We start from the raw sequence: 24,041 nt of genomic DNA, 5'->3' as shown, positions 1-24,041 counted from the left end.
GATCACTCGCCCGGCCGTACGAACACCGTCCGCCCGCCCACGACGGTGCGCAGACAGACCGGGAGGTCATGCCCCGGCGTCAGGTCGGGCAGACCGGGGGTGCCGGAGCGCGGGTCGGTCGACCAGCGGGCCAGGCGGTCGTCGGGGGCCTGGACGATCAGTTCGTCGGTCCGCCAGACGGCGTAGTCAGCGGGCGCGCCGGGCACCAGGACGCCTGCGTCGTCGCGGCCGATGGCCCGCCAGCCACCGCGCGTGTGCGCGGTGAAGGCTGCACGCACGGAGACCCGGTGCTCGGGGGTGTGGTGGAAGGCTGCGGCGCGGACCGTGCCCCACGGGTCGAGCGGGGTGACCGGGCTGTCGGAGCCGAACGCGAGGGGTACGCCGGCCCTCAGCAGGGCGGCGAACGGGTTGAGGGTGCGGGCCCGTTCCGCGCCGAGGCGCTGGGCGTACATGCCGTCCTCTCCACCCCAGAGCGCGTCGAAGGCGGGCTGGACGGACGCGATCAGGCCCAGCTCGGCGAAACCGGCAACGGTCTCGGGGGTGAGCATCTCGGCGTGCTCGACACGGTGCCGGGCGGCCCGGACGCGGGCGAGGCCGACCTTCCCGGCGGCGGCGCGCACCCCTTCCACGACCGCGTTCACGGCGGCGTCGCCGATGGCGTGGAAGCCTGCCTGGAGCCCCGCCTCGGTGCAGGCGGCGACATGGGCGGCGACGGCGTCGACGTCCAGGTAGGCGGTGCCGGTGTGGCCGGCGTCGGTGTACGGCCGGTGCAGACAGGCGGTGTGCGAGCCGAGGGCGCCGTCCACGAAGAGGTCGCCGGCGGCGCCGTGGGCGCCCAGGTCACGGGCCTTGTCGACGTTCTGCTCGGCCCAGTAGCCGACGACGCGCGGTCCCGGCACCTCGCCGGCCAGCTTCAGCAGGTCCGTGAAGTCGTCCTCGGAGGAGATCTGCGGGCCGCCGCACTCGTGCACCGAGCCGATGCCGAGGGAGGCGCCGTGGGCGAGCGCGGTGCGCTGGGCCTCGGCGCGCTGGGCGGGGGTGACGGCGGCGAGCGCGGCTTCGCGTACGGCGTGGTGGGCGTCGCGGGTGAGCGGTGCGTCCGCGCGGCCGATGTCGCCTGGCACCAGGTCCAGCAGGGCGGTGGTGACGACCGCCGAGTGGACGTCGATGCGCGAGAGGTACAGGGGGCGGCCGCCGGTGGCCGTGTCGAGTTCGGCACGCGTCGGCGGACGGCCGCCGGGCCAGCGGGCGGCGTCCCAGCCGTGGCCGAGCAGGACCCGGTCGTCCGGGCGGGCGGCGGCGAAGTCGCGGACCAGCGCGAGGGCCGCCTCCAGGGACGGCGCGTCGGACAGGTCCAGACCCGTCAGGGCGAGGCCCGTGGCGGTGGTGTGCACATGGGCGTCGGTGAAGGCCGGGGTGACCAGGGCGCCGTCGAGGTCGATCACCTCGTCCACGCCGTCGGCGAAGGCGTCGGCGGCACCCTCGGAGCCGACCCAGGCGACCTGGCCGCGCTCCACCACCATCGCGGTGGCGAAGGGGTCGGCGGGGCTGTGGACCTCTCCGCGGCGCAGGAGGACGGTCTCGGGGTCGGCGGACTGCTCACTCATGACCGACAGTCTCTCGCGTGCGCGGAGTGCGCCGGGCACCGGGGCGGGGCCCGTCAGACCTTCGGGGGACGCGCCTCGTAGGGGGTCGACAGCACCACGGTGGTGCGCGTGGAGACCCCGGCCAGGCTGCGCACCCGGGCGAGCAGTTCCTCCAGCTCGTGCGGGGTGGCCACGCGCACCTTGAGGATGTAGTTCTCGTCGCCGGCGACGCTGTGGCAGGCCTCGATCTCGGGGACGCCGGCGAGGCGGTCCGCGATGTCGTCGGGGGCGCTGGGGTCGAAGGGCTTCACCGAGATGAACGCCGTCATGGGCAGCCCGACGGCCTCGGGGTCGACGACCGCGGCGTAGCCGCGGATGACGCCACGCTGTTCGAGCCGGCGCACCCGCTGGTGCACGGCCGACGTGGACAGGCCCGTGGCCTTGCCCAGGTCTGTGTAGCTCATCCGCCCGTCCTTGACGAGCAGCTGCACGATCTGACGGTCCAGCTCCTCCATGGCGCCAAAACCTACAGTGCGCGTGATCTCCTCGGATACCCGAGCAACGCAGGTCATGCCCGGGTTGTGATGTGCCCGAGAGCTGCCTGTGCGCCGTCCGAGGGGCAAAACTGGGGCGGCCGGCGCGGGACGAACACCATCGCACCGGGCATCTGCGTGCGGCATGTGACGAACGCCACAGCGCTCGAACGGGCTCCGTGATGTTCTCGTGATTACCGCCGAGAGCGGACGGGAAGTGCTTGGTGTGGTCGAGGCCGCAGTGCCTTCACGGCCCAGCCTTAGGGGGAGAAACCCATGCAGAGTCTTAAGCGCCCTGGTCGTTCCGCGTCCAAGCGGCAGCAGTCGGTGGTCGAGCCCGAGCCGGAGGGCGTCGAACCCGACGTCGACGAGATCGAGGAACTCGACGCCTACGACACCCTTGAGATGTACCGGGTGATCTGCCCGGACTGCGCGCAGCCGATCGCGCTGCTCGCGGACGAGGAGATCCTGCCGGAGCACGCGCTGTGCGCCTCACCGTGGAACCCGTTCGGACTCACGGTCTGTGCGGGCACGGGCCGTACGGCGACCGATGCCCGACCTGCGGACGAGTCCTTCGCACCGCAGGAGCAGGACACGGCCCTGCTGCTCACGCTCCCCCAGGGGCTGGACTGGCGGACGCAGCCCTTCTCGCACGTCGGCGGCCCGGGCTCGCGCCCGATGCATGTGCCGGCGATGCGCCAGCACGCCGCCTGAGTCCCTCCGGACCGGCCCGGCTCAGTCCCAGTAACTGCCCTGCACCAGGGCGCGCAGACTGCCGTGGTGCAGGATCAGTGTGTCCGGGTCCGCCGGGACGGCGACCTCTCCGAAGTACGCCTGGCGGTAGGCGATGCGCAGCATGACGATCGCGTGCCGCAGGGCCGCGTAGAGGATGTGGAACTCCATGTCCCGCGGGGTGTGGCCGGTCAGCCGGGCGTAGCGGGCTTCGACGCGGTCGCGGCGCAGGAAGTCCGGCAGCCCGCGCTGTCCGGAGGACACCGTGAGGTCCTGGAAGAAGCGGTGCAGGTAGACGGTCCAGCCGAGGTCCACCTCGCGCGGGGCGAGGGCCGCCATCTCCCAGTCGAGGACGGCGACGGGGTCGAATCCGTCGTAGACGACGTTCCCGATGCGCGCGTCACCCCAGTTCAGGACGGGCGTGCCGGGCTCGCGCGGCCACAGCTGCTCCAGCCGGTCGAACGCGGCCTCGATGAGGGGCGAGCGGGCAAGCCCGTCGATCACCCAGGAGTAATAGGCCCGTTGGCCCGTCACATGCCGGCGCAGGGCGTCGCCTCGGCCGGGCAGCGCGAGGAACTCGGCCTGTGAGGGCGGGACTTGGTCGTGCAGCCGGGCGAGCAGACCCACCGTGGCGGATTCCAGCTGCTCGCGCTCCGCGTCGCTCGCCGCGTGCAGCCAACTGCCCCCGTACGTGTACGGCATGACGTCCGGAGGCACGCGACCCGCCACCCGTTCCATGACGAAGAACGGCGCCCCGAGCGGTTCCGGGTCCTCCTCCAGCCACAGCACGCGGGGCACCGGCAGGTCGGTGTGGTCGGCCACGAGCCGCAAGGTGCGGTACTGGCGGGCCATGTCGTACTCCGGGAAGACGGTGTACGCCGCCGGGTCCGCCGCGAGCCGCAGGGCGCAGGCACGCAGCGGTGGCCGGGGATGCTCGATGTCGAACAGCAGGGTCTCGCTGGACATGCCGTTGGAGGCCGGGACGGTGACGCCGACCGCCTTGGCACCGGGCAGCCGGGAGCCGAGCCAGACCGTCAGGCGCCGGCCGAGTTCCTCGGGGTCCCGGGTGCTGGTGCGTGGACGCGGTGCCGTGGCCATCCCGCCCCTCCTTCAGGGTGCGACCGAGTCGAAGCCGGTGAACCCGCTCGGGTCGTGCCGGCCGAACGAGCCGTGCTCGAAGATGCCGTAGCCCGTCCGGCCCTCCATGCGGAACCGGGCGGAGTGGTCGGTGACGCCGTAGGCGGCGCGGGGGTGCGGTGCCGACAGGTCGTAGGTGCGACGGTCGGTCCACGCCCGGCCCTGCCAGGTTCCGTGCTGCCAGTCGTCCGCCGGCGCATAGCCGGCGCCGATCGCGAGCGGCGAGGAGGCCAGGATCTCCGCCTCCACTTCCAGCGGCTTGCGCGGATCACCCAGGTGCAGGACCGCACGCTCGGGGCGGCGGGTGCCGGAGCGATACGTGATCTCGGCCTGGGGCCAGCCCAGTTGACGGTCGCGACGGCCGGGGCGTACCAGGGTCGCGTCGTTCAGGGAGCGGTGGCCGTCGGCGTCCTCCTGGGTGATGACCATCAGGAAGCGGTCCTCGAAGCGGACCGGGCACCAGATCCAGTGGAAACCCTCGGTCGGGTGGTCCTGGGCGAGCCGCCCGCCGTCCTCCCCGGGGACCGGCCGCACGCCCCAGCTGCGGTCCCGGGTGCCGGTCCAGTCCTGAGCGGTGACGTCGAACCGCGCACCGCCCGCCCGGATCACGCCCTCCACCGTGCCCGCCTGGACGAATCTGCGCCCCTCCAGGGTGAGCCGGTCGCCCCGGCGCTGGAGGTGGTGGGGCTCCCAGAGGGCCGGGAAGGCGGCGGTCCACGTGAGGTCGTACGACAGTTCGTCCTCGCAGACCAGGCGCAGCCGCCGGAGCGGCTCCTGGACCTCGATGCGCAGCGGGCCGACGGCGAGCCGCATCCGGTCCTCGCCGAGCGCGTCCGAGGCCCGGACGGCGTGCAGGGTGTCCCCGGTGCGCAGGGTCGCGTAGGCGTCGATCACGCCCAGATTGGGGTAGACGCCCAGGCCGAGGATGAGCAGGGCGCGGCCGGTGTGGTCGAAGACGTGGAAGATGCAGCGGTCATAGGCGTTCCGGTCCCCGGTCGCCACGTGCTTCATGGACAGCGGCACCTGGTGCACGGGGTACTCGTCGAGTGCGATGGGACGGTCGTCGGCCACGGACACCCCCTGGGAGACGGTCCGCTGACGGTACGTCAGACACCCTGAGGAGACCAGAGCGGGAACCGGACGTCCGTGAACTCACGCTCGATTCCGGGGAGCGGTGACCTGTCCCCAGTCCGCCGCGTTGCCCAGGTATGACCCCCACGTACACGGCGACCGGGCGTCAACGCCGCATCTTCGTGCCCCGTCCCGCAGAATCGGTTCCGCCGCCTCTGCCGCAGGACCCGCCCATCTACCGCGATCTGATGCGCGCCTGGGCCGACCGGGGCCGCATGCTGCCGGGCCGCCACGACCCGGAGTGGGTCAGGCTGGCGACCCCGACGGTCCTGCGGGGGCAGTTCAGCGACCCTCCGGTCCTGCCACGTGACGGGCGATGACCATGCGCTGGATCTGGTTGGTGCCCTCGACGATCTGCAGGACCTTGGCCTCGCGCATGTAGCGCTCGGCCGGGAAGTCGGCGGTGTAGCCGTAGCCGCCGAGTATCTGCACGGCGTCCGTGGTGACCTTCATGGCCGTGTCCGTGCAGTGCAGTTTGGCCATGGCCGCCTGCTTGGCGAACGGCTTGCCCGCGTCGCGCAGCCGGGCGGCCGCGAGGTACAGCGCGCGGCCGGCCTCGATCTGGGTCGCCATGTCGGCGATCATGAAGCGCAGGCCCTGGAAGTCGCCGATCGGGTGACCGAACTGCCGGCGCTGGGAGGCGTAGGCGATCGCCTCGTCGAGCGCCGCCTGGGCGAGTCCGACGGCGCAGGCCGCGATGCCGAGGCGGCCGGAGTCGAGGGCGGACAGGGCGATGGAGAAACCCTGGCCCTCCTCGCCGATGCGCCGCTCGCCGGAGACCCGGACGCCGTCGAGGTGCACCTGGGCGGTCGGGCTGCCCTTCATGCCCATCTTCCTCTCGGGCACCGCGGCGCTCAGCCCCTCGGCGTCGCCCGGCACCAGGAACGCGGTGATCCCCCGCGGACCGTCCTCCCCGGTGCGGGCCATCACGGTGTAGAAGTCGGCGATCCCACCGTGGGTGATCCAGGCCTTGGTGCCGGTGATGACCCAGTGGTCGCCGTCCCGGACGGCCTTGGTGCGCAGGGAGGCCGCGTCCGAGCCGGAGGCCGGCTCGGAGAGGCAGTAGGCGCCGAGCAGGCCACCGCCGAGCATCGCGGGCAGGCGCTCGACCTGCTGCTGCTTGGTGCCGTACGCGGCGAGGGCGTAGGAGGCGAGCGTGTGCACGCTGACACCGAGGCCGACGGTCAGGCGGGCCGCGGCCAGTTCCTCCAGGACCTGGAGGTAGACCTCGTAGGGCTGGTCGCCGCCGCCGTACTCGGAGTCGTACGGCAGGCCCAGCAGGCCCGCGTCCGAGAGCAGGGTGAAGACCTCGCGCGGGAAGCGTCCGGCGTCCTCCTCCTCGGCCGCCTTCGGCGCGATCTCGCGCTGTGCGATCTCACGGACGAGCGCGAGCAGATCGCGCGCCTCCTCCGTGGGCAGTTGACGCTCCACCGGCTGCGGGTCGCGGTCGGACATGGCGTCGGTCTCCTCCCTGTCGGGCACTGGCGGCCCGGCCCGTTGGGTGAGGGCGGCTCCGCCTGATCGTTCCGATTCGGCCGAGGGCGCCCGCTTCCGGGTCTCGGAAGCTGCTGACCAGCGGCTCTGCGGTGAGTATGCCCGATCGGCGACCTCTCGTCACCAGTTAACGACCGCTTACTTCAAGAATCCAGCCGGAACGCTCCGCATCCCCGAAATTGGTCCGAACCATTGACGCAGTGGTCTAGTCCTCCTACTGTGCATTGCCAACGCTTTACCGCGTTCATGCCAATCGGCGCGCGTTCCCCTCTCCCCCACGAGGAGCCACCCGATGCACACTCCCCACCGTCCCCGCGCCCGTTTCCGGGCGCTCGTCGCCGCCGCGTGTTCCGCCGTCCTGGGCGCCGGGCTGCTGGCCGGCGCGGGAACGGCGACCGCTGCCGCACCGGCCGCCCCGCAGCTCAAGGCGGGGTCCAAGGTCGTCGGCTACTTCACCGAATGGGGCACCTACGACCGCAAGTACTACGTCAAGAACATCGAGACCTCGGGCTCCGCGGCCAAGCTGACCCACATCAACTACGCGTTCGGCAACGTCACCGGCGGCAAGTGCGCCCTGGGCGACTCCTACGCGGCCACCGACCGCGCCTACACCGCCGCCGAGTCCGTCGACGGCGTCGCGGACACCTGGGACCAGCCGCTGCGCGGCAACTTCAACCAGTTGCTGAAGCTGAAGAAGAAGCACCCCGGCCTGAAGGTCCTCTGGTCCTTCGGCGGCTGGACCTGGTCCAACGGGTTCGGCGAGGCCGCGAGGAACCCTGCCGCCTTCGCCCAGTCCTGCTACGACCTGGTGAAGAACTCCAAGTGGGCGGGCGTCTTCGACGGCATCGACATCGACTGGGAGTACCCGAACGCCTGCGGCAACACCTGTGACACCAGCGGCCGGGAGGCGTTCAAGAACGTCATGGCCGCCCTGCGGTCCAAGTTCGGTTCCGGCAGCCTGGTCACCGCGGCGATCACCGCCGACGCAAGCAGCGGCGGCAAGATCGACGCGGCGAACTACGCGGGAGCGGCCCAGTACGTCGACTGGTACAACCCGATGACGTACGACTTCTTCGGCGCCTGGGACGCGGCCGGCCCGACCGCCCCGCACTCCGCGCTGAACTCCTACTCGGGCATCCCGAAGGCGAACTTCTACACCTCGGCGACCATCGCCAAGCTCAAGGGCCTCGGCATCCCGGCCTCCAAACTGCTGCTCGGCATCGGCTTCTACGGGCGCGGCTGGACCGGCGTGACGCAGGCCGCACCCGGCGGCACGGCGACCGGCCCGGCGGCGGGGACGTACGAGCAGGGCATCGACGACTACAAGGTGCTCAAGACCAAGTGCCCGGCGACCGGCACGGTGGGCGGCACGGCCTACGCCAAGTGCGGAAGCAACTGGTGGAGTTACGACACCCCGGCGACCATCGGCACGAAGATGACCTACAAGAACGCCCAGGGCCTCGGCGGCACCTTCTTCTGGGAGCTGAGCGGCGACACCTCGAACGGTGAGCTGATCAAGGCGATCAACTAGCCCCGGGACGGGGGCCGGGAGCGGAGGACCACGAGCCTCCGCTCCTCGCCGTCAGCCGTCGCGGCGGGCCTGCGGTGGGGCCGGATGGGCCGGGTCCAGTTCCTCGATGGCGCGCAGGGCTCCGCCGAGGGTCTTCACCAGCAGGTCGCGCATGGTGTCGCGGGAGAGCCCGGGCCGGTCGATCCAGTCGAGAGTGGCCCCCTCGACACTGCACACCCAGGAGAACAGGCCCATGCGGGCCAGCGGGGCGATGTCGCTGCGGCCGTAGGCCCCTTCGGCGATGGTGGCGACGATCGCCTCGCGCACGCCGTCCCGGATGGCGTGCACCTCGGTGTCGAAGCCGACCCCGCCGCTGACGATGGTGCGGTAGGCCGCCTGGTGGTGCTCGGCGAAGCGCAGGTAACTGTCGACCGTGCGGTGGACTCGGCTCACGGCGGGCAGTTCGAGGCCGCTCGCGGCGAAGGTGACCAGATCGGCGACGGAGTCCTGGATGATCGCCAGGTAGTAGCCGCGCTTGGACTGGAAGTAGTAGTAGATCAGCCCCTTGGCGACATGCGCCTGGCGGGCGATGTCGTCCATGGACAGCGCGTCGTAGGACGTGTCGGCGAACAACTTTCGCCCGATGGCGATCAGTTCGGCGCGACGCGCCACGGAACGCTCGGTGCCGCGCGCCCGGGGACGGACGGCGGCACGCTGTTGACGCATATTCAATTTCGACCCTGGTCTAGGCGGTCGGCGGGACATCCGCAGTATGTCAGAACATGCCGATCGCGCAGGGAGTCGGGTCAGAGCAGGCCGAGCCGGGTCACGAGCATCGCGACCACCACGACGAGCACCCAGCCCATGACGTGCTCGAGGATCTTCGGGCCGTCTTCCTTGGGCCCGCCGGTGCGGACGCGGGTGGCGGTGGCCGGGTGTGCGGTCATGGTTTCTCACTAAGGTCGGACGTACGGAGTGGAATCCCCCCACCCATTTGTCCACCTTGCCACCCGCGACGGCGTTTGCGGCGGAGACGTTGCTCACACAGGTCGGGTCAGCGCACGCCCACCGCCTCGAGCGCCCTGCGCTGGCGCGGGTTCGGGTGGGCCGGGAAGTAGAGGTAGCAGACCCCTCCGGTGCCGGAGACGACCTTCCCGGAGGCGTTGTACCGCTTGGTGCGCAGCCAGATGTTCTCGAACTCCCGCCGCAGATAGACCCGACGTACCGCCGCGTCGTCGGCCGAGGCCGGGTCGTTGGCGATCACGTCGCCGTCCGCGGTGAAGCCGATCACGGTCATCAGGTGACCGGAGGTGCCATAGCCGGCGCCGGTCAGCTCGGTCTTCAGGAAGGACTGGGACGTTATGGCCGGGATGCCGGCCGCGATCAGCCTCTCCAGCTCGGTCAGCGAGGCGAGCCGGGTGACCACGCCCTGGAGGTCCTTGAACGTGGCGGCGTAGGCGGCGTTGAAGGGCCAGTTGCCGCAGCCCTGGTACTGGTGGTCGTAGGTGAAGCGGGCCGCGTGGTCGACCTGCGGGTCGGCGTAGGACGGATCGACCCAGGACAGCTGCTCGGGAGTGAGGCGGCCGCCCCAGTACTCGACGATCATCTGCGAGGAGGTGGGGCTGCACCAGGCCTCGCCGCCGTTGTCGTACTCGGGGTACTGGCCCTTGTGGATCTCCTGCGAGTAGCGCGGGACGCCCAGTTCCGCGGCGAGCCCGGGGACGGAGGCCGGGACGGTGAAGCGGTCGGGGATGTCGGAGCCCATGGCACCGAGCCGCCAGACCGTCGGGGTGAGCCGGGTGCCGGGCTTGCGGTAGAGGGTCAGGCGCAGCCGGTACGAGGCCAGGCGCAGACCGGTGCTCGCGTCGTCGATGGCGAAGGTGTCGGTCCAGATCGTGCTCCTGCCGTCGCTCTGGTCGTCCACCGAGGTCCGCTTGATGTCCTGGTCCCCGGCCGCCCAGCGGCCCATCACGTACCAGGGGCTGTCGGTGCCGTCGGAGTACGTGCCCTGCAGTTCGACCTGGAGCCAGGTGCCGTCGGGGGTGCGGGCGTTCCAGGAGGCGACGGCCTCGGTCGCGGGCGCGGCGAGCCGGTGGACCGGTGAGGTCCAGGTCGCGTACTCCCAGGTGGCGGTGGTGCCGGTGTGCGGGTCGGTGTAGTCGGTGCGGCCGGCGGCGGCACCGATCTCGACACCCGGGCGGCGACCGGGGACGGCCCGCACCCCCTGCGCGGTGCCGCGGCGCCAGTCGCGGTACGTGGTCCAGGCGTGGTGGTCGATCGGGCGGACCGGCGCCTGGGCGGGTTCGTCGGTGTCGGCGACGGAGGCCGGTGCGGCGGCCGCGGGCACCGCTCCTGAGGCGACCGCGGCGACCACGGCGGCGGTGAGAACGGTACGGCGGGACGGCTGTTGGGCTCTGCTCATGAGCGCGGTTACCCCCAGGTGTCCGGGCTGGTCCGGTGTGGTTGTGCGCCAACTATGAAGGAGACGGCATGCCCCTGCCAGCACTTGTGCGCATGGCGCGCCACCAATATTGGTCTGGTCCACTGGAGTGATCCCTGCGGACACGGGACGGCCCCGGCGCGGGCGCAGTGCCGTACGCCGGGGCCGTGGCCGGTGAGGGTCAGACGAGGTCCATCGCGGCGACCTCGTCGGGGCGGCCGTAACTGACCGGGCCCTGGAAGCGGCGGCGGGCGGTGGCGAACCACCAGACCGTGGCCACGATCAGGACGACGGCCAGCGCGATCGGCGCGTAGTTGAAGGAATCGACAGTGATCGGCGAGGCCTGCGGCAGCATGAACAGCACGCTGCTGAGCAGGATCCAGATCACCGCGAGCCAGCCGATCGGCTTGCCCCAGCGGCCCAGGTGCCAGGGGCCGGGCTGGAACGCGTCGCCGAGCCGCAGCCGGAGGAAGATCGGCACGGCGTAGGCGAGGAAGAGACCCACCACGTTGACGCTGACGATGGCGGTGAACGCCGTGTGCGACCACCAGCCCGGGACGACCAGGGCGAGCGAGCAGGCCACCGCGAGCCACACGGCCTTCACGGGCGTACGGGTGCGCGGGGAGACCGAGTGCCACAGGCGCGAGCCGGGCATGGCGCCGTCCCGGGAGAAGGCGAAGATCTGCCGGGTGTTGCTGGTGAGATTGGCGAGACCACAGAAGAGCATCGCGCCGATCACGACGAGGAGCATCGCCTTGGCGGTGCCGAGGCCGAGCCCGTCGATCAGAATCTGGACGGGCGGGGCGGAGGAGCCCGCCACCTTGGCGTAGTCGCTAATGCTGTAGACCAGTGCCAGCATCAGGATCAGGCCGGTGATCGCCGAATAGCCGATGGCGCGCGTGATGCCCTTCGGCGCGTTGACCGTCGCGCGGACCGTTTCCTCGGACATGTGGAAGCTGCCGTCGAACCCGGTGAAGGTCCAGCTGGTCACCAGCAGACCGAGCATGCCGCCGTAAAGTCCGCTCGTGAAGCCGGTGTTGTTCTCGAAATGCGTCACGAACGACGCCGACTGATGATGGTCGGGCATCACTATGAGTGTACTGACGATCACCACGAGTCCGATCAGCAGCCACCACACGGAAATCCGGTTCAGCAGGGCGACGAGCTGGACGGTGTAGGTGTTGGCGAGGCCCTGGAGCACGATGATCACGGCTGTGATCAGGACCGTCTGGTGCGCGGTCGGCCGGTACGAGGACCACTGCAGGGCGACGAAGGCCTGGATGAACGTGGCCGCCGCGTAGCCGGTGGCGGCGGTACCGCCGATCTGGCCCACGAAGTTGAGCCAGCCGGTGAACCAGGACCAGGCACCCTTGTGCCGCTTGGCGAGTTTACCCGCCGAGAAATACAGCGCACCGCTCGTCGGATAGGCGGAAGCGACCTCGGCCATCGCGGCGCCGATGAACAGCACCATGACGGAGACGCCGACCCAGCCGAACACGAGAATGCGGGGGCCGCCCGCGTTCATTCCGTATCCGAAGGACGAGAAAATACCCGAAAGGATATTGATGATAGTGAAGGAGATAGCGAAGTTGTCGAATGCCTGGAAGCGTCGGGTTAGTTTTCGTGGATAACCCATCGCATGCAGGGTCGCGTCGTCGTCGAGCACGACCTTGTCTTCCTCCCCGCGAGCCTTCGCCCGTGGAGTCGATGTCCGTTCCGACACAGTTCGACCTTTCTCTCGGTGGGACAGAGCACGTACGGGTTCAGGCGGGTCCCGGCACGGGCAGGCCGCAGGCGCGCCGGGCCCGGGAGAGCTGCTCGGCGGGGTCACCGAAGGCGCTCCAGGGCATGCGCGAGGCGTACGGGCCCATCGCCGCGAAGACCGCCCGGGCCTCGAACTCGCGCTGGGCCATGACCAGCGCGTGCGCGAGGTAGGCCAGGTCGAGCACCGGGGTGAAGCGGTATCCGGCCGCTGCGGGCAGCCAGTTGTGATAGATCGCCAGCGCGGTGGAGCGCCACTGGGGCTGCTCCCAGACCCGGTCGGCGAGCAGTTGGGTGGGGTTGTAGCTCTCCACCAGGGCCACCAGTGGCAGCAGCCGGAGGGCGGAGTCGGCGGGCGCCCGCTGGCTGAGGAAGGCGGCCACGTCCCAGGCTGCGTTGACCGAGCCGCCGTAGCGCGTGAAGAAGAACGACAGGAAGCGGTGGTGGCCCTCGCGGTGCCACGGATCCAGGGACAGGACGTGGGCGAACAGCTGCCAGGGCCCGGGTGGGGCGGTGAGAAGCCCCTGCGGGGCGGGGTCGCGCAGCCGGTGCAGCCGGGCCATGGTCAGCTTGGCGACCCAGGGCGTGGGATCGTCGGGAGCCATGACGGCGGCCCGGTCGCAGGCGGTCAGCGCGATCCGCTCCAGCGCCTCGGCCCGCTCGTCGTGCGCGTCGGCGGCGCGCATCGCGCGTTGCACCGCGACCCGGGCCCACATCAGCGCCGCCTCGGGGGTCGGCTCCTCGGCCAGCCAGCGTTCGACCAGGTCACTGCCGGCGGCCTCGGAGGCCAGTACCAGCGAGCGATGGGCGCGCAGGGCGAAGTCGGAACGCGTCTCGGCAAGCGCTTCCGACGCGTATCGATAACGGCCCGCCCGCACATCGACGCATACGCTCGCCAGGACACGGTCGTCGGCCGCCGGATGCCATACATAGTGCCCTTCGAATAACTCCGCGGCCATGTCCCCCTGTCCGTCCCCGTCAGATGCGTCCCAGTTGCGCAGGAGGCACTTTACTCAGCAGTCGCCCCACCGGGAACGCCGGGTTTCACCTATCGGTCGGCGGATGGGAAATATTAATCCGTTCGATTGACCGGCAGTCAGCCAGTAGTTCAAGAAGTGACTTTTCCGGGCCCCCCGGGTCCAGTGCCTATGGGCCTCTATTAGACTGTTTCCGGAAAACACCCCACACCGCACCACACCTCAGGAATCGCCATTCACGACCTCGCCGCCCGGCTGCGCGGGCTCCCCCCGTCCGTGGGACCGGTGCGACTGATCGCCGTCGACGGGCATGCCGGCTCCGGAAAGTCCACCTTCGCCGAACGGTTGGCCGCGGCGCTGGGTGGGGCGCCGGTGCTGCACCTGGACGACATCGCCAGCCACGAGCAGCTCTTCGGCTGGACCGACCGGTTCCTGGCCCAGGTGATCGGCCCCCTCTCCCACGGCGAGAGCGCGTACTACACCCCGTACGACTGGCGCGCCCGCACGTTCGGCCCGCCGCAGCCGCTGCCGATCGCCCCCGTGGTCGTGATCGAGGGGGTCGGCGCCGGCCGCCGGGCCCTGCGGCCGTATCTGGCTCGGCTGCTGTGGATGGAGCTGCCCCGGGAGGAGTCCTGGGCGCGAGGCAGGCAGCGGGACGGAGCGGAGCAGCGGGAGTTCTGGGCCGGGTGGGTCGAGGCCGAGCGGGCGCACTTCGCCGCCGATCCCTCGCGCCCCCATGCCGATCTCCTGGTGCACCAGAGGCCGGAGGGGTACGCGGTGCTGCCGGGGCCCGCGAACACCCCTGGACCGGACCAGGATGTCACCCACGGTGACGGATCGTCCGCGATGTGCTGAACTTGTGAAGACCCTTGCGGGGGAACTTCTTTGAGAGCTCCAACGGCGCTTGACCCGGGGACCGTACAGGTCTTACGTTCTCAATGTGCGGCCATTCGAAGCCGCCCACCTACGCGAAGCCCCCGGTTGTTCCCCCGTGATCGGGGGCTTCGTTCTGCCCGCGTCCCGTTTTCCGGGCGCCCCGCGCACCGATCCGCTCACCCTCGGTCACTGTTTCGTGTGCGCCCCGTCTGCTCCCACCTCGCCAAACGGCCCGTGCGGCACCCTTCGGCGCGCGGTCGTCCCACGGGTACGATGCCCTCGGTGCGACCTTCGAGCGGCTGCCTCGCGCACCTGCAACTCCGGTCCGCGGCACAGCGGTTCGACCGCGGCGGCCGCCGGGCGACTGCCCGGCGGTGAACCAACGGGGGCACGGTCTGTGGGGGACGTGATGGACTTCGGCACGCAGGGCCCCGAGGCCCCGGCCGACCTCGCCTGGCTGCGAGGTGTGGACGCCTACACGATGGGTGCCTATCCGCAGGCGGAGGAGGAGTTCCGCGCCGCGGCGCGGATGGATCCGGGGATGGCCGACGCCTGGCTCGGGCTGCACGCGCTCCGGGTGGACACGACCACCGCGCTGCTCAGGATGTTCCGGCACCGGGACCGCTTCGGGGAGCAGCGCGCCCGGCACCGCCGGACCCTCAACTCCTGGTACTGGCTGGGCTGGTGGGTGCAGCCGGTGCTGGAGAGCCCCCGCGATCTGCTGCTGGCGCACGCCTCGCACTGGCTGGACGGCCGGCACGTCCCGGAGCTGGACCGGGCGCTCGCCGGGCTGCCCCCGGTCGACACCGACCCGCAGGTCCGCTTTCTGCACTCCTGCCGCGCCTATCTCGTCAAGGACTGGGACCAGTTGGTCCGGCACACCGATCCGCTGCTCGACGATCCCCTGCTCGGCATCGAGGCGGGCCTGTTCGGGGGCATGGCCCGGGTGCGGCTGGAGATGTACGGGCAGGCCGAGCCGCTGCTGTCGGCGGCCCTGATGCGGTGCCGCAGCGAGCAGCCGCAGCGCAAGGAGCTGCGGTACTGGCTGGCGCGAGCGCACGAGGGGACCGGGCGCAGTGCCGCGGCACTGCCGTTGTACCGCGCGGTGCACCGGGTCGACCCGGCGTTCATGGACACCTCGGCCCGGCTCGCCGCGATCGCCGAAGGGGACGGGTACGACGATGCGGCGGACCTCGCGGCGATCACCCTGACCGGGGCCGGTGCCGACGCCGTGGACGGGCCGGACGGGTTCGATCCGCTCTTCGGCGGCGAGGGGCGCGATCTGCGGCTGCCGGAGCCGGACCTGCCGACCGGGCCGCTGCCGTCGGTCCCCGATCCCGCGGTGCGCGTGAAGAGCGGTGTGCCGTCCTCGCTCCTGCCGGCGGGGCCGACCGACCCCGTGTTACTCGAGGAGGCGCTCGCCGAGCTGGAGCGCATGGTGGGGCTCGAGCCGGTCAAGCGCCAGGTCAAAGCGTTGTCGGCGCAGTTGAACATGGCGCGGCTGCGGGCCGGCCAGGGGCTGCCGGTGCAGCCGCCGAAACGGCACTTCGTCTTCTCCGGGCCCTCGGGGACCGGCAAGACCACGGTCGCCCGGATCCTGGGCCGGGTCTTCTACGCGCTGGGCCTGCTCGGCGGCGACCATCTCGTGGAGGCCCAACGGGCCGATCTCGTCGGGGAGTATCTGGGGCAGACGGCCGTGAAGGCCAACGAGCTGATCGACTCCGCGATCGGCGGGGTGCTGTTCGTGGACGAGGCGTACTCGCTGTCCAACTCCGGGTACGGCAAGGGGGACGCGTACGGGGACGAGGCGCTGCAGGTGCTGCTGAAGCGCGCCGAGGACAACCGGGACCACCTGGTGGTGATCCTCGCCGGCTACCCGGAGGGCATGGACCGGCTGCTCGCCGCGAATCCCGGGCTGTCCTCCCGCTTCACCACCCGGGTGGACTTCCCCTCCTACCGGCCGCTGGAGCTCACCGAGATCGGGAAGGTGCTCGCGGCGGAGAACGGGGATCTGTGGGACGTGGAGGCGCTGGAGGAGCTGCGGTCCATCGCCGGGCATGTGGTCGATCAGGGGTGGATCGACGAGCTGGGGAACGGGCGGTTTCTGCGGACGCTGTACGAGAAGAGCTGCGCATACCGGGATCTGCGGTTGTCCGCGTATCCCGGTGCGCTGTCGCGGGAGGACCTTGCGACGCTGCGGCTGCCGGATCTGATGCAGGCCTACGGGGAAGTGCTGTCGGGCCGCGGGCCGCACGGTCCGTCGGCCATGTGAGTGCGGTGGGCGGCTGCCGGGCGGGGGTGGGCACGCCAGGGCCTGTCCGGCGGGACCGCGACTCCCCAGGGGCGCGGGGCACTGCGCGACCGGCCCCCGCGCCCGCAGGCGGGGACGGCGCTACGTGGCCAGGGCTTCTTCCGGTTCCCCGCTTGCCCTCGGCTCGGAGAGCCTCGGTTCCGGTGTCCGCCGGTGTGCCGGGTCGCGGACCTCGCCCACCAGGAGTTCCAGTACGTCCTCCAGGGCGACCAGGCCGAGCACCTTGCCGGAGGCGTCCGCCACCTGGGCCAGGTGGGTCGCTGCTCGGCGCATGACCGTGAGGGCGTCGTCCAGGGGGAGTTCCGAGCGCAGGGTGGTCATCGGGCGCCAGACGTGCTGGGGGACGGCCCGGTCGGAGTCCTCCACGTCTAGGACGTCCTTGACATGGACGTAGCCCATGAACGCACCCGTACCGGCCGCCACCGGGAAGCGGGAGTAGCCTGTGCGGGCCGTGAGGCTGACGATCTCTCCCGGCGTGACCGCCGGAGTCACCGTCACCAGGGACTCGCGCCGCAGCAGGACGTCCGTCACCGGGCGGGAGCCCAGTTCCAGGGCGTCCTCCAGGCGCTCCTGCTCCTCGGGATCGAGCAGGCCCGCCTGACCGGAGTCCTCCAGCAGACGGTTCAGCTGCTCGCTGGTGACGACCGCCTCGACCTCGTCCTTCGGCTCGACACGGAAGAGCCGCAGGATCCCCTGGGCGCAGGCGCCGAGGGCGACCGTGATCGGCCCGCACAGGCGGGCGAAGGCGACCAGACCGGGGCTCAGCCACAGCGCGGCCTTCTCCGGGGCGGCCATCGCGAGGTTCTTCGGCACCATCTCGCCGATCACCAGGTGGAAGAAGACCACGGCGGCGAGGGCGATCACATAGCCCAGCGGATGGACCATGCCGTGCGGGAGGTGGACCGCCTCGAACAGCGGCTCCAGCAGCTGCGCCACCGTCGGCTCGGCCACCGCGCCGAGCGTCAGCGAACAGACGGTGATGCCGAACTGCGCTGCGGCCATCATCTGCGGCAGCCGCTCCAGGCCGTACAGCACCTGCCGGGCCCGGGCCGTGCCGAGCGGTTCGATCTGGCTGCGGCGGACGGAGACGAGCGCGAACTCGGCGCCGACGAAGAAGCCGTTGGCGAGGACCAGCAGTGCGGCGAAGACCAGTTGGAGGAGGCTCATCGGACGGCCTCCATGACGTTCCCCGCCGGGACCGTCCTGACCAGGCGGACCCGTTCGGCGCGGTAGTGGCCGACCTGGCGGACGGAGAGCCGCCAGCCGGGCAGTTCGGCCCGGTCACCGGGGGCCGGGATCCGGCCGAGCAGGTCGGCGACCAGGCCGGCGACGGTCTCGTACGGCCCCTCGGGCACGTCGAGGCCTATGCGCTGGAGGATGTCGACACGGCAGCTGCCGTCGACGTCCCAGGCGGGCCTGCCGTCCTCCGGCGGGGCGGCGGCCAGCTCGGGCACGTCCTTGGCGTCGTGCTCGTCGCGGACCTCACCGACGAGTTCCTCGACGATGTCCTCCAGGGTGACCACTCCCGCCGTACCGCCGTACTCGTCCACGACGACGGCGATGGGCTGCTCGCTGCGCAGCCGGGCGAGCAGGGGCTGGACCGGCAGCGTCTCGGGGACGAGGAGCGCCTTGCGGGCGATACGGCCGACCGGAGTGCGCAGCCGGTCGTGCACGGGGACCGCCAGCGCGTCCTTGAGGTGCGCCATGCCCACGATCTCGTCGATCTTCTCCCGGTAGACGGGGAAGCGGGACAGGCCGGTGGCGCGGGTCAGGTTGACGACGTCCTCGGCGGTGGCCGAGTCCTGGAGCGCGCTGACCTTCACACGCGGGGTCATGACGTGCTGCGCGGTCAGGTCGCCCAGGGACAGGGTGCGCACGAACAGGTCGGCCGTGTCCTGCTCCAGGGCGCCGGCCTGGGCCGAGTGCCTGGCCAGGGAGACCAGTTCGCCCGGGGTACGGGCGGAGGCCAGTTCCTCGGTGGGCTCGACACCGAGTGCACGCACCAGCCGGTTGGCGACCGTGTTGAGCACGGTGATCATCGGGCGGAACAGGCGGGCGAAGTGGTGCTGGGGGCCCGCGACGAAACGCGCGACCTGCAGCGGCCTGGACACCGCCCAGTTCTTGGGCACGAGTTCGCCGATCACCATCTGGACCGCGGAGGCGAGCAGCATGCCGACGACCACGGCGACACCGGAGACGGCACCTCCGGGGATGCCGACGGCCGCGAAGGGGCCGCGCAGCAGCTCGGCCAGGGCCGGTTCGGCGAGCATGCCGACGACGAGCGAGGTGATGGTGATGCCGAGCTGGGTGCCGGAGAGCTGGAAGGACAGTTCCTTCAGCGACTCCACGACCGTACGGGCGCGCTTGTCGCCCTCGGCGGCGGCCTTCTCGGCGTCCGGCCGCTCGACCGTCACGAGGCCGAACTCGGCCGCCACGAAGAAGCCGTTGGCGAGAATCAGCAGGAAGGCCGCTCCGAGGAGCAGCAGGGGGGTGGTCATGATGCCGCCGCCTCCGACTTGCGTAGGGAGGGGGCGGCGCAGGTACTACAGGACGATCCGTCCATCGCCGGAGAGGGTCACTCCTCGGTTAGCAGGAACCCTCTGTGCACCGGACGGCGCACAGAGGCGGAGGCGCAGCGAAAACGCCTCCGCCAACAGGTTAATCAAGACACGGCCTACTGGGGCAGAGTGGACGGCCCCGAGTCAGCCCCGATCTTCCGTCTCGGAGGCCGCCGAGTGGGCCTCGGCGAGCGCCCGCAGGGCCCTCGCATCGGCGATGGCGTGCTGCTTGGCGATGCCGGGCTGGATGCCCAGGGCGGGCAGGCTGGTGCCGTCGCTGAGGTCGAGGAACACCCAGGGGTCGCCCGGACGGAGGTTCACCTGGAGGATCTCCGCCCAGGCCAGGCGCCGTTTGCCGGCGATGTTGACGACGGTGACGCCGGACTCGTCGGCGACGACCTTCACCCGGGCGAGCTGGGCGAGCACCCAGAAGATCAGTGCTCCGGTGATGACGAAGCTGAGCCGCTCCCCCGGGCCGAGGTGCTCCAGCAGCATCGCGATGCCGGATATCACCAGGAAGATCGCGACACCGGCGGTGAGCAGGATCGCACGGGTGCGGCCCGGCCGGAAGGTGACGGGCAGGGTCGGCAGGTCGGACATGTCTCCGGGCCCCTCAGAGACGGCAGGCGTGGATGGCCGTGGTCAGGATGGCCCGGGCACCGATCTCGTACAGGTCGTCCATGATCCGCTGCGCCTCCTTGGCGGGGACCATGGCGCGGACGGCGACCCAGCCCTCGTTGTGCAGCGGGGAGACGGTCGGCGACTCCAGGCCCGGAGTCAGGCCGACGGCCTTCTCGAGCTGCTCGACGCGGCAGTCGTAGTCCATCATCACGTAGGTCCGGGCGACCAGGACACCCTGGAGGCGGCGCAGGAACTGCTGGACCTTGGGCTCGTCCTGGTCGGCGCCCACGCGGCGGATGACGACGGCCTCGGACTTCATGATCGGCTCGCCGAACACCTCCAGGCCGGCGTTGCGCAGCGAGGTGCCGGTCTCGACGACGTCGGCGATGACCTCGGCGACGCCCAGCTCGATCGCGGTCTCCACGGCACCGTCGAGGTGGACGACGGAGGCGTCGATGCCGCTGTCCGCGAGGTGCTGGGCGACGATCCCCTCGTAGGAGGTGGCGACGGTCCTGCCCTTCAGGTCCTCGATGCCGTTCGCGGTGCCCGGCTTGGCGGCGAAGCGGAAGGTGGAGCGGGCGAAGCCGAGCGGCAGGATCTCCTCGGCGTCGGCGGCGGAGTCGACCAGCAGGTCGCGGCCGGTGACGCCGATGTCGAGTCGGCCGGACGAGACGTAGATCGCGATGTCACGGGGGCGGAGGTAGAAGAACTCGACCTCGTTCTCCGGGTCCACGATCCGCAGCTCTTTGGACTCCCGGCGCTGCTGGTAGCCGGCCTCATGCAGCATCTCCGCCGCAGGGCCGGACAGTGAACCCTTGTTGGGGACGGCGATGCGCAGCATGAGGTCGGCTTCCTTTGCGTGAAGGGGAGTGTTCTTGCGGCTCTTTGCGGCGTGCGGCTTACAGGTGGGCGTAGACGTCGTCCAGGGAGATCCCGCGGGCGACCATCATCACCTGGACGTGGTAGAGCAGCTGCGAGATCTCCTCGGCGGCCGCCTCCTTGCCTTCGTACTCTGCGGCCATCCAGACCTCGGCGGCCTCCTCGACGACCTTCTTGCCGATGGCATGGACGCCCTTGCCCACCAGCTCAGCGGTGCGGGAGGTGGCGGGATCGCCGTTGGCGGCCTTGTGCTGGAGCTCGGTGAAGAGCTCCTCGAACGTCTTCTTGGACATGGTGAGCCCCACCCTACGCGGTGTGCGGGTCTCTCTAGTGCCAGGGTTCAGATACTGAGCGGAGCGTGGCAGCGGTCGCCACCGCGGCCGTCACCGCTTCGTGGCCCTTGTCCTCGTTGGAGCCCTCGATGCCGGCCCGGTCCAGGGCCTGCTCCTCGGTGTCGCAGGTGAGCACGCCGAAGCCGACGGGCACGCCGGTCTCGACCGCGACCTGGGTCAGGCCCTGGGTCACGCCCTGGCACACGTAGTCGAAGTGGGGGGTGCCGCCGCGGATGACGACGCCGAGGGCGACCACCGCGTCGTAGCCGCGGCCCGCGAGGACCTTGGCGGCGACCGGGAGCTCGAAGGTGCCGGGGACCCGGATCAGGGTCGGCTCGTCGATCCCCAGCTCGTGCAGGGCGCGCAGGGCGCCGTTCACCAGACCGTCCATCACCTTCTCGTGCCACTGCGCCGCGATGACGGCGACCCTGAGGTCGCTCACATTGCGTACGGACAGCTCCGGTGCACCCTTGCCGCTCACGTCTCTCCTAAGTGCTTTCGCTTACTGGTTGCCACAGGTGGCCGCGGACGCGGCCACAGAAGCAGTCGCGGACGCGGCCGCTGAGGCTGCCACGGCCGGTGTGTCCAGCCAGGGCAGGTCGTGTCCCATCCGGTCCCGCTTGGTGCGCAGGTACCGGAGATTGTGCTCGCCCGCCTGGACCGGCATCGGCTCGCGGCCGGTGACCTTCAGGCCGTGGCGTAGCAGCGCCTCGGTCTTGTCGGGGTTGTTGGTCATCAGACGGACGCTGCGGACCCCCAGGTCGGCGAGGATCTGCGCACCGGCACCGTAGTCGCGGGCGTCGGCGGGCAGGCCGAGTTCGAGGTTGGCGTCGAGCGTGTCGTGGCCCTGTTCCTGGAGTTCGTAGGCCCGGAGCTTGGACAGCAGTCCGATGCCGCGTCCCTCGTGTCCGCGCAGGTAGACGACGACTCCGCGGCCCTCCTCCTGGATGCGGTCCAGGGCGGTGTCCAGCTGGGGGCCGCAGTCGCAGCGCAGCGAGCCGAAGACGTCACCGGTGAGGCATTCGGAGTGGACGCGGACCAGGACGTCCTCGCCGTCGCCGATCTCGCCGTGGACGAGGGCGACGTGCTCGACGCCGGCGGTGGACCGGTAGCCGTAGGCGGTGAAGGTGCCGTGCGCGGTGGGCAGGCGGGTCTCTGCCTCGCGGCGGACGGTGGGCTCGCTGTTGCGGCGGTAGGCGATCAGGTCCTCGATGGAGATGATCGTCAGGCCGTGCTTGCGGGCGAACGGGATCAGCTTGGGCAGCCGCAGCATGCGGCCGTCCTCGCCGGCGATCTCCACGATGGCACCGGCCGGGCGCAGCCCGGCGAGCCGGGCGAGGTCGACGGCGGCCTCGGTGTGGCCGTTGCGGACGAGGACACCGCCGGGCCTAGCGCGCAGCGGGAAGATGTGGCCGGGGCGGACGAACTCGGTGGGTTCGGCGGTGCCGTCGGCGAGCAGCTGGAGCGTGGTGGCGCGGTCGGCGGCCGAGATGCCGGTGGTCACGCCGTGGGCGGCGGAGGCGTCCACGGAGACGGTGAACGCGGTCTTCATCGACTCGGTGTTGTCCTCGACCATCTGCGGCAGGTGCAGCCGGTCGAGTTCCTCGCCCTCCATGGGCGCGCAGATGAGTCCGCGGCACTCGCTCATCATGAAGGCGACGATCTCGGGGGTCGCCTTCTCGGCGGCGATGACGAGGTCGCCCTCGTTCTCCCGGTCCTCGTCGTCCACGACCACGACCGGGCGGCCGGCCGCGATGTCGGCGATGGCCTGCTCGACCGGGTCGAGCCCGAACTCCTCGATGTCGTCGGTGCGGTACAGCAGCGGTGCCGAGGTCATGCCGGTGCTCCTTCCAGGACGGGCTGCGGGCCCCGGCGGGAGCGCAGCCACCAGTCGCGCATGCCCCACAGGACAAGCGCGCCGTAGATGACGTAGACGAAGCCGGAGAAGGCGTAGCCGTTGGCGAAGTTGAGGGGCACGCCGACGAGGTCGACGAGCAGCCAGGCGATCCAGAACTCGACCATGCCCTTGGCCTGGGCGTACATGGCGACGATGGTGCCGACGAAGATGTAGGCGTCCGGCCAGGGGTCCCAGGAGAGGGTCGGGTAGGCCGTGAAGAGCAGGGCCACGGCGACCGTGCCGACGGCGGCGGCGGCGATCATCGCCCCGCGCTCGGTCCAGGTGGCGAACCGGGGGACGATGTGCCCGTCCCCGGACCGGCCCTTGGTGCGCTGCCACTGCCACCAGCCGTACAGCGCGACGGCCATGACGACGGTCTGCTTGCCGGCGCTGCCGGTCAGGTGGCCGTAGAAGGCGGCGAAGAGGACGAGGCCGGAGAGGAACTGGACGGGCCACGTCCACAGGGAGCGGCGCCAGCCGAGGGCGAGCGTGATGAGACCCAGGATGTTGCCGACCATGTCGGACCAGATGATGTGCTGGCCGAACAGCGTGAAGGCCTGGGAGTTGAGCCAGTTCACCGGCCGGCCCCCTGACCGGCCGCGAGCAGCCGCTCCACGTACTTGGCGATGATGTCGACCTCGAGGTTGACCGGGTCGCCGGGCTGCTTGTGGCCCAGCGTGGTCAGGTCGAGGGTGGTCGGGATGAGGCTGACCGTGAAGTGGTCCGTGCCCGCTTCGACGACGGTGAGGCTGATGCCGTCGACGGTGACGGAGCCCTTCTCCACTACGTAGCGGGCGAGGTCCGCGGGCAGCGAGATCTTCACGATCTCCCAGTTCTCGGAGGGCGTGCGCGCCAGCACCTGCCCGGTGCCGTCGACATGGCCCTGCACGATGTGCCCGCCGAGGCGCGCGCCGACGGCGGTGGGGCGTTCGAGGTTGACCCGGGAGCCGACAGCGAGTGCGCCGAGGCTGGAGCGGTTCAGGGTCTCCGCCATGACGTCGGCGGTGAACTCGTCGCCCTCGTGCTCCACGACGGTGAGACAGACTCCGTTCACGGCGATGGAGTCGCCGTGCTGCGCGCCCTCGGTCACAACGGGGCCACGGAGCCGGAAACGGGAGGCGTCGCCGAGATTCTCGACGGCGGTGACCTCACCCAGCTCTTCGACGATTCCGGTGAACACTTCCCGGGTCCTCCTGCCTCATTCGGGCACGGACTCCGGGGCCTGTCGATGGACGACAGAATGTACGGGTGAGCACACCCAGTGCG

General features: G+C 70.9%; 23 protein-coding genes. 4 read left to right on the top strand and 19 right to left on the bottom strand.

Going from position 1 to position 24,041, the window contains the following annotated elements; translation table 11 throughout:
* Positions 1-2 precede the first annotated feature (2 nt).
* A complete protein-coding gene (locus ABZ471_RS23210) occupies positions 3-1,607 on the bottom strand; it encodes an amidohydrolase (RefSeq protein WP_359068694.1) in 1,605 nt (534 codons plus the stop codon).
* A 53-nt stretch (positions 1,608-1,660) separates the two neighbouring features.
* Entirely contained in the window at positions 1,661-2,101 is a 441-nt protein-coding gene (locus tag ABZ471_RS23205) for an Lrp/AsnC family transcriptional regulator (protein WP_030951019.1), read from the bottom strand.
* Between the two features lie 294 nt (positions 2,102-2,395).
* On the opposite strand from ABZ471_RS23205, the gene ABZ471_RS23200 reads away from it, so the two are divergent.
* A complete protein-coding gene (locus ABZ471_RS23200) occupies positions 2,396-2,833 on the top strand; it encodes a hypothetical protein (RefSeq protein WP_359068693.1) in 438 nt (145 codons plus the stop codon).
* Positions 2,834-2,854: 21 nt separating this feature from the next.
* On the opposite strand, the gene ABZ471_RS23195 is transcribed toward ABZ471_RS23200, so the two are convergent.
* The 3 genes from ABZ471_RS23195 to ABZ471_RS23185 all read right to left on the bottom strand — a co-directional run bounded on the left by ABZ471_RS23195 (position 2,855) and on the right by ABZ471_RS23185 (position 6,574).
* Positions 2,855-3,949: a phosphotransferase family protein gene (locus tag ABZ471_RS23195; RefSeq protein WP_359068692.1), complete on the bottom strand. Its 1,095-nt coding sequence runs from the start codon at positions 3,947-3,949 to the stop codon at positions 2,855-2,857.
* Between the two features lie 12 nt (positions 3,950-3,961).
* Complete coding sequence (locus ABZ471_RS23190; protein ID WP_359068691.1) at positions 3,962-5,059, bottom strand: hypothetical protein; 1,098 nt, start codon at positions 5,057-5,059, stop codon at positions 3,962-3,964.
* 342 nt (positions 5,060-5,401) lie between these two features.
* Positions 5,402-6,574, bottom strand: a complete 1,173-nt coding sequence (locus ABZ471_RS23185; RefSeq protein WP_359068690.1) for an acyl-CoA dehydrogenase — start codon at positions 6,572-6,574, stop codon at positions 5,402-5,404.
* Between the two features lie 331 nt (positions 6,575-6,905).
* Here ABZ471_RS23185 and ABZ471_RS23180 point away from each other — a divergent pair, with 331 nt between their 5' ends.
* Positions 6,906-8,144 (top strand): glycoside hydrolase family 18 protein, encoded by a 1,239-nt coding sequence (locus tag ABZ471_RS23180; RefSeq protein WP_359068689.1) that lies wholly within the window; start codon positions 6,906-6,908, stop codon positions 8,142-8,144.
* Between the two features lie 51 nt (positions 8,145-8,195).
* Here the strand turns inward: ABZ471_RS23180 and ABZ471_RS23175 are convergent, their stop codons facing one another.
* The 5 genes from ABZ471_RS23175 to ABZ471_RS23155 form a co-directional block, all read right to left on the bottom strand.
* Positions 8,196-8,855, bottom strand: coding sequence for a TetR/AcrR family transcriptional regulator (locus tag ABZ471_RS23175; protein WP_359068688.1), 660 nt, complete (start codon positions 8,853-8,855; stop codon positions 8,196-8,198).
* Positions 8,856-8,929: 74 nt separating this feature from the next.
* Entirely contained in the window at positions 8,930-9,070 is a 141-nt protein-coding gene (locus ABZ471_RS23170; RefSeq protein ID WP_359068687.1) for an SCO1431 family membrane protein, read from the bottom strand.
* A gap of 107 nt (positions 9,071-9,177) precedes the next feature.
* On the bottom strand, positions 9,178-10,545 hold the full coding sequence (locus ABZ471_RS23165) for a peptidase C39 family protein (protein WP_359068686.1): 1,368 nt from the start codon (positions 10,543-10,545) through the stop codon (positions 9,178-9,180).
* Positions 10,546-10,744: 199 nt separating this feature from the next.
* Positions 10,745-12,286: an amino acid permease gene (locus ABZ471_RS23160; protein WP_359068685.1), complete on the bottom strand. Its 1,542-nt coding sequence runs from the start codon at positions 12,284-12,286 to the stop codon at positions 10,745-10,747.
* 40 nt (positions 12,287-12,326) lie between these two features.
* Positions 12,327-13,283, bottom strand: a complete 957-nt coding sequence (locus tag ABZ471_RS23155) for a hypothetical protein (RefSeq protein ID WP_359068684.1) — start codon at positions 13,281-13,283, stop codon at positions 12,327-12,329.
* Between the two features lie 252 nt (positions 13,284-13,535).
* Here ABZ471_RS23155 and ABZ471_RS23150 point away from each other — a divergent pair, with 252 nt between their 5' ends.
* Both ABZ471_RS23150 and ABZ471_RS23145 read left to right on the top strand, forming a co-directional pair.
* Entirely contained in the window at positions 13,536-14,156 is a 621-nt protein-coding gene (locus ABZ471_RS23150) for a hypothetical protein (RefSeq protein ID WP_359068737.1), read from the top strand.
* 430 nt (positions 14,157-14,586) lie between these two features.
* Positions 14,587-16,449 carry an AAA family ATPase gene (locus ABZ471_RS23145; RefSeq protein ID WP_359068683.1) on the top strand — a complete coding sequence of 621 codons (1,863 nt, stop codon included), beginning with the start codon at positions 14,587-14,589 and terminating at the stop codon, positions 16,447-16,449.
* A gap of 120 nt (positions 16,450-16,569) precedes the next feature.
* On the opposite strand, the gene ABZ471_RS23140 is transcribed toward ABZ471_RS23145, so the two are convergent.
* From ABZ471_RS23140 to ABZ471_RS23100, 9 genes are all read right to left on the bottom strand, one after another.
* On the bottom strand, positions 16,570-17,655 hold the full coding sequence (locus ABZ471_RS23140) for a hemolysin family protein (RefSeq protein WP_359068682.1): 1,086 nt from the start codon (positions 17,653-17,655) through the stop codon (positions 16,570-16,572).
* The gene (locus tag ABZ471_RS23135) at positions 17,652-18,986 is read right to left on the bottom strand and encodes a hemolysin family protein (protein WP_359068681.1); all 1,335 of its coding nucleotides are present in this window, start codon (positions 18,984-18,986) and stop codon (positions 17,652-17,654) included. Before ABZ471_RS23135 ends, ABZ471_RS23140 begins: the two co-directional genes overlap by 4 nt.
* 204 nt (positions 18,987-19,190) lie before the next feature.
* Entirely contained in the window at positions 19,191-19,646 is a 456-nt protein-coding gene (locus ABZ471_RS23130; RefSeq protein WP_359068680.1) for a PH domain-containing protein, read from the bottom strand.
* Positions 19,647-19,659: 13 nt separating this feature from the next.
* The gene (gene hisG, locus ABZ471_RS23125; protein ID WP_359068679.1) at positions 19,660-20,508 is read right to left on the bottom strand and encodes an ATP phosphoribosyltransferase; all 849 of its coding nucleotides are present in this window, start codon (positions 20,506-20,508) and stop codon (positions 19,660-19,662) included.
* A gap of 58 nt (positions 20,509-20,566) precedes the next feature.
* A complete protein-coding gene (locus tag ABZ471_RS23120) occupies positions 20,567-20,839 on the bottom strand; it encodes a phosphoribosyl-ATP diphosphatase (protein ID WP_031486114.1) in 273 nt (90 codons plus the stop codon).
* Positions 20,840-20,873: 34 nt separating this feature from the next.
* A complete protein-coding gene (gene ribH, locus ABZ471_RS23115; protein WP_359068678.1) occupies positions 20,874-21,359 on the bottom strand; it encodes a 6,7-dimethyl-8-ribityllumazine synthase in 486 nt (161 codons plus the stop codon).
* A gap of 21 nt (positions 21,360-21,380) precedes the next feature.
* Positions 21,381-22,715, bottom strand: a complete 1,335-nt coding sequence (locus ABZ471_RS23110) for a bifunctional 3,4-dihydroxy-2-butanone-4-phosphate synthase/GTP cyclohydrolase II (protein ID WP_359068677.1) — start codon at positions 22,713-22,715, stop codon at positions 21,381-21,383.
* On the bottom strand, positions 22,712-23,353 hold the full coding sequence (locus ABZ471_RS23105; protein ID WP_359068676.1) for a nicotinamide mononucleotide transporter family protein: 642 nt from the start codon (positions 23,351-23,353) through the stop codon (positions 22,712-22,714). Before ABZ471_RS23105 ends, ABZ471_RS23110 begins: the two co-directional genes overlap by 4 nt.
* On the bottom strand, positions 23,350-23,955 hold the full coding sequence (locus ABZ471_RS23100; protein ID WP_359068675.1) for a riboflavin synthase: 606 nt from the start codon (positions 23,953-23,955) through the stop codon (positions 23,350-23,352). Before ABZ471_RS23100 ends, ABZ471_RS23105 begins: the two co-directional genes overlap by 4 nt.
* Positions 23,956-24,041: the final 86 nt, after the last annotated feature.

Source organism: Streptomyces sp. NPDC005728 (genome assembly GCF_040630895.1).
Lineage (GTDB): Bacteria > Actinomycetota > Actinomycetes > Streptomycetales > Streptomycetaceae > Streptomyces.
Note: the sequence above shows the minus strand (reverse complement) of the source record. Positions and strands in the feature narration are given on the sequence as shown.